Annotated in this window: 5 protein-coding genes; 2 read left to right on the forward strand and 3 right to left on the reverse strand. The window is 42.8% G+C overall.

From position 1 onward, the window contains the following. Positions 1-152, reverse strand: a 152-nt coding sequence (locus FTV34_RS16230) for a DUF4372 domain-containing protein (RefSeq protein WP_141214591.1), incomplete at its 3' end; no start/stop codon positions are given. 189 nt (positions 153-341) lie between these two features. On the opposite strand from FTV34_RS16230, the gene FTV34_RS16235 reads away from it, so the two are divergent. Next, a complete protein-coding gene (locus FTV34_RS16235; RefSeq protein WP_166138169.1) occupies positions 342-566 on the forward strand; it encodes a hypothetical protein in 225 nt (74 codons plus the stop codon). A 150-nt stretch (positions 567-716) separates the two neighbouring features. Here FTV34_RS16235 and FTV34_RS16240 read toward each other — a convergent pair whose 3' ends face one another. Beyond that, positions 717-1,697: a GlxA family transcriptional regulator gene (locus tag FTV34_RS16240; protein ID WP_180070796.1), complete on the reverse strand. Its 981-nt coding sequence runs from the start codon at positions 1,695-1,697 to the stop codon at positions 717-719. Positions 1,698-1,775: 78 nt separating this feature from the next. Here FTV34_RS16240 and FTV34_RS16245 point away from each other — a divergent pair, with 78 nt between their 5' ends. Next, positions 1,776-3,599: an acyl-CoA dehydrogenase gene (locus tag FTV34_RS16245; RefSeq protein ID WP_180070800.1), complete on the forward strand. Its 1,824-nt coding sequence runs from the start codon at positions 1,776-1,778 to the stop codon at positions 3,597-3,599. 56 nt (positions 3,600-3,655) lie between these two features. Here FTV34_RS16245 and FTV34_RS16250 read toward each other — a convergent pair whose 3' ends face one another. After that, positions 3,656-4,870 (reverse strand): alkane 1-monooxygenase, encoded by a 1,215-nt coding sequence (locus tag FTV34_RS16250; RefSeq protein WP_180070798.1) that lies wholly within the window; start codon positions 4,868-4,870, stop codon positions 3,656-3,658. Positions 4,871-5,158 lie beyond the last annotated feature (288 nt).

A 5,158-nucleotide genomic window follows, 5' to 3' on the forward strand; every position in this document is an offset into this window, starting at 1 on the left:
GAGAATTGAGACATCAATATGGCAATAAACTGATCCCACCGGGAAGCCGCTCTAAATTTCTGTCCAACATGGTGCACTTTAGCAAGTTGTTCAAAATCCTGTCGCACAACAGGTTTAATTAGCTCATGAAATACGGTATTCTGATGTGACAAAACCTGAATCCTGGTCGTTAAAGTGTTTGTTTGCACTCATATTTTAACTGTTAGGACTCAGGTTTTTTTATTTAAAGCAAACTATGGGACAGCAGTGAAGTACAACCCTTCCTTGATTCTGGCATTCAAGTTAGCAAATGCACTTGAAACGACGATTGAGGAACTGTTTAGTTATGCCGAGGAAGTAACATGACACTATATTGGGTATTGATGGCTAGTATCTTAAGTATTGTGGTGGCTGTGATTTGCTGTGAAATATATAAAATACGCTTTGAATGCTCACAAGAAGCCAAAGACGAAAGAGGAACAATGATTTTATTAAAGCAGAAGTCATTGTCCTATAACATTTTATTTTTGGGGATTAGTTCAGCCTTTTTGATCATCATCGGATTTGAAGGTTTCGGACTAAAATAGTTAGAATGTGAAATTTTCATTTACTGGATTATGTTCACCGGCTTCCTGCAAAGCATAGCATCAACCATTTATACGCATTATTTACGTAAAGATATCTTTAGCTAATATGTATGCCAAGAGAGATTTTCGAATCTTTCTTTTTATCAAAATTTAGAAACGTCGGCTAAAACGACGGCGATATTCTAAAGGTGTTAACCCTGTTTTTTTATAAAATAAACGCCGAAATGAACTTGGATCCTGATAGCCGACATTTTGCATAATCAGATCTATGGCCTGATCGGTTTCCTCAAGCCGTTTGCGTGCCGCTTCAATACGAATGGCTTGCAGATACTGATTCGGTGCAATATTTAGCGCCTGCTTAAAATGCCGGATTAAAGTACGAGTGGTGACATTAAAACGTTCTGCCAGCGCATTTAAAGTAAACTCTTCATGAAAATGCTGCTCTAACCAGTCCTGAACCTTTTGCACCAGTTCATCATGATGTGGTTGACCAATCTTCATTAAGGAATAAGACAATTGGCTATCGCGTCGATAATCAATCACAAAGGATTTGGCAGATTGCATGGCAACTTCAAAACCATAGAAACGTTCGATCAGATGCAAGCCTAGGTCAAACCAGGCCAAGCCTCCACCTGCACAGTAAATATTCTGATCCCGGCTAATCATCAGATCGGCATTGAGTTTGACCTGAGAATAACGTGCACGAAACATGTCCTGAAAGCCCCAATGCGTTGTCGCCACACGACCATCTAAAATACCAGCTTCTGCCAGAAAGAAATTCCCGGTGCAGTTTCCAGCGATTAAGGTAGATTGTGCATGAGCGGAAGTTAAAAACTGAATCAGGCCTGGGTTTTCATCCAGTACCTCTGGAATAGGTGCGGCGATGGTCGGCACTACCAGAATATCGGCAGTTTGAATCTCTTTATACGCATAATGAGCTTGCAATTCCAGACCGTTAATACAACGAATTGGTTGTCCATCTGGACTGGCGATCCTGACTTTAAACAGGCGTTGCACATTTTGCTGCTGAATCCGATTCCAGCTGACGCCAGCCATGGCGAATAAGTCGACGACACCTGTAATTGCTGAAGCCAAAGCACCATCAAAGCCTAAAATCACTACCTGTTGCATATTGTTCTATTTGTCGCTTTTCACCCGTTTCATGTCATTATTGACAATCCTCCTTGATAAATGCAACTGTTAGTCTTGATGCTATCTCAAGGATTGCACATTCAGGACTATACCGTGACTCAGCTAATTAATGATAAAGACCTCAATTTTCTGCTTTATGATGTTTTCAAACTCGAAGCCTTAACTGAACTGGAACGCTATCAGGATCATGACAAAAATACCTTTGATAGTATTCTGGAAACGGCAAAAGGCATCGCGACCGATTATTTTGCGCCGCATAATGCTAAGGCTGATCATCACGAACCGAGCTTTGATGGCAAACAGGTAAAGACCATTGATGAAGTGAAAATAGCATGGCAACAATTTGCTGATGCTGGTCTACTCTGCGCCCAGCATGATTACGCAGACGGCGGCATGCAATTGCCGACTTTGGTGAATATGGCCTGCAATGCCTACTTCATGTCGGCCAATCCTTCGACTGTTGCCTACTCTTTTCTGACAGCCGCTGCAGCAAATCTGATTCAAGCCTTTGCCTCTCCAGAACAAAAACAAATGTTCTTGCCGCATATGCTAAGTGGCCGCTTTGCTGGAACTATGGCGATGACCGAGCCGAATGTGGGTTCCTCTTTGGGAGATCTGACCACTAAAGCGATTCCTCAGTCAGATGGAAGCTACAAAATTAAAGGCCAGAAAATGTTTATTTCTGGTGGTGATCAGGACATTACTGAAAATATTGTGCATCTGGTTCTGGCTCGTATCCAGGATGCTCCGCAAGGGGTAAAAGGTATTTCCCTATTCATCGTGCCGAAATTCAAAACCAATACAGATGGAACTGTAGGTGAATCCAATGATGTCCATCTGGCTGGCCTGCTACACAAAATGGGCTATCGCGGCACAACTTCAACAGTGCTAAGCTTTGGAGAAAATAACAATTGCTTAGGCTATTTAATTGGTGAAGCGGGACATGGTTTAAAATACATGTTCAAGATGATGAATGAAGCGCGCGTTGGTGTTGGCCTCGGTGCAGCCATGATCGGTTATCGTGGTTATCTGGAGTCTCTGGACTATGCTAAAAACCGTCCTCAAGGCCGTCCGGTTCATGAAAAAACACCTGACGCTAAACCTGTTAATATCATTGAGCATACGGATGTCAAACGTATGCTACTGGCACAAAAATCTTATGTTGAAGGTGCTTTGGCGCTGTGCTTATTTGCAGCTCGTTTAATTGATGAACATCAGGCTGCACAAGATGAAGAGAGTGCCATTTTACTCGATCTCATTATACCAGTGGTCAAGTCCTTCCCTTCTGCCTATGGTCCTAAAGCCAATGATCTAGCGATTCAGGTCTTGGGTGGTGCGGGCTATACGCGTGAATATCCGGTTGAGCAATGCTATCGGGATAACCGTCTTAATCCGATTCATGAAGGCACTTATGGGATTCAGTCTCTGGATCTATTAGGCCGTAAACTCTGGCAGCACAATGGCAAAGGCCTGACCCTGCTCATGCAACGCATCCAGAAAACCTTGTCTGAGATTCAGGATAGCAAGTTAACAGAACTGGCAGATGTCTATAAACAGCATCTTGTCACTGTGCAAAAAACCACACAGGTTTTAGGTCAGGCTCTGCATCAAGGCAAAGTTAGTGAAACTTTGGCCAATTCTGGCCTATATCTGGATATGATGGGCAAAACTATTATTGCGTGGCTGTGGCTGGAAATGGCCAATCAGGCTCAACTTAAATTTGGCACATCTTCTCAACAGGAAGATCAAGCCTTTCTGGCGGGTAAAATTCAGGCAGCTCAATATTTTATTCATTGGGAACTGCCTGAAATTGAACATCAGGCTAAGTTACTGATGAACTTCGATGACACCTGTCTAAATATGCAAAGTGACTGGTTCTAAATAAAAATCAATAAAAAATGCGCCTCGAATGGCGCATTTTTTATTGGTTTACATCATCAAGCCGCAGTGTCTTTTAGACCAAATTTCTTAAGCAGCTTGGCACGTTTCGAAGGCAGAATATTCGCTTTAGCCAGATCGCCTTGATAATGTTGATACACACGTTGATCCATCATCTTGTACCACAATGGTGGAATCAGTGCCGGTATCAGCATGGTGGCATAACCACTTGGTAATTCTGGTGCTTCATCAAAATGTCGCAATGCCTGAAATGGTCGGCTTGGATAGGCATGATGATCCGAATGGCGTTGTAACTGGTACAGGAACAGGTTGGTCACGATGTTGTTATTGTTCCAGCTATGTTCGGGCAAGGTTCGCTCATAGGTACCATCTGCTTTTTGCCCGCGTTTCAATCCATAGTGTTCGATATAATTCACGATCTCAAACAGGCTGATGCCGTAAAAGGCTTGGGTCAGCGTATAAGGAATGATTTTCTTGCCATACGTTTTCAGCATTAAGGCATGGTAACCTGCGCTCATCGCCCAGCCATGAAATAACTCATTTTCCAGACTAAAAAATTTTAAGCCTTTACGTTCCAAACGTCTTTTTTCTATCTGAATTGCTGATTTCAAGCCACCCAATACAGTACGTGGCCAGAAGCGGTAGAAGGATTCCCCCATTTTCGAAGATGCCGGGTCTTCTGGCGTCGCCACTCGTTTATGATGTCCATAAGGATGCTCAATCCGGAAATGGTTATAAGCCAGTGGCATCAGACTGGCATGTGACCAGTAGTGATCTTTTTTCTGAGGGCGATGGCTCAGCTCATGTGCAGTATTCACACCGATTCCATTGATCGCCCCCATAGAAACGCCAAGTAGAACCTGATCGACCAGAGAAACATTTGGACGGGATACGACATAGCCTGCAAAAGCATTGGCAGCCATTTGCAAAGGAATAAACACCTTCACGATCCGGTCATAATAAGGATCTTTGACCAATGCCTGAATCTGCTCATCATTTGGATTATTGGCATCATCACCAATTAAAGCATCTAATGTTGGGATAATCACATGCAATAATAAAGGCCCACCCATCGCAAAGACTTTTTTAGTGGCTTTGGGACCAAAATGATAGCCAGCCAGAATTCCCATACCGATCACAGGCAAACCGGGACTCAGCAGCCAGCCAAAACGTTTTTTATCCAGTTGTAAACCTTTCAGTGCTGACGCATCCTGCGTGAACTGAGCTTTGCTAATTTGTGCAGGGGCATTCATTGCGACCCTCCTTTTTATGTTACTCTGCACATATAGTTGAATATTTCAGCATTAGCGAACAGTATTGAACGTCCAGAAAAACTATGTCAGCGTCTTTGGCGCATTAGGCCAAATCTTGGCCTTAAATCACAAGACTGGGCTATTTAAATTTAATTAAATGAACTCTGTACACGACAAATTTCACAGAACCCTTATCCTATCAGGATTCTGCTTTCTTAAAATTGCCAAAATTTCCTTAAACTCTTCTTTTTTCCCAAAACCAATTAAACGCTGAATCGCCATTTGAAC

Source organism: Acinetobacter sp. YH16038, from assembly GCF_013417275.1.
Classification (GTDB): Bacteria; Pseudomonadota; Gammaproteobacteria; order Pseudomonadales; family Moraxellaceae; genus Acinetobacter.

Excerpts from the sequence above, each read along its gene's own strand:
- FTV34_RS16235 (WP_166138169.1), top strand. The coding sequence starts at position 342 with ATGACACTATATTGGGTATTGATGGCTAGTATCTTAAGTATTGTGGTG.
- FTV34_RS16240 (WP_180070796.1), bottom strand. The coding sequence starts at position 1,697 with ATGCAACAGGTAGTGATTTTAGGCTTTGATGGTGCTTTGGCTTCAGCA.
- FTV34_RS16245 (WP_180070800.1), top strand. The coding sequence starts at position 1,776 with ATGCTATCTCAAGGATTGCACATTCAGGACTATACCGTGACTCAGCTA.
- FTV34_RS16250 (WP_180070798.1), bottom strand. The coding sequence starts at position 4,870 with ATGAATGCCCCTGCACAAATTAGCAAAGCTCAGTTCACGCAGGATGCG.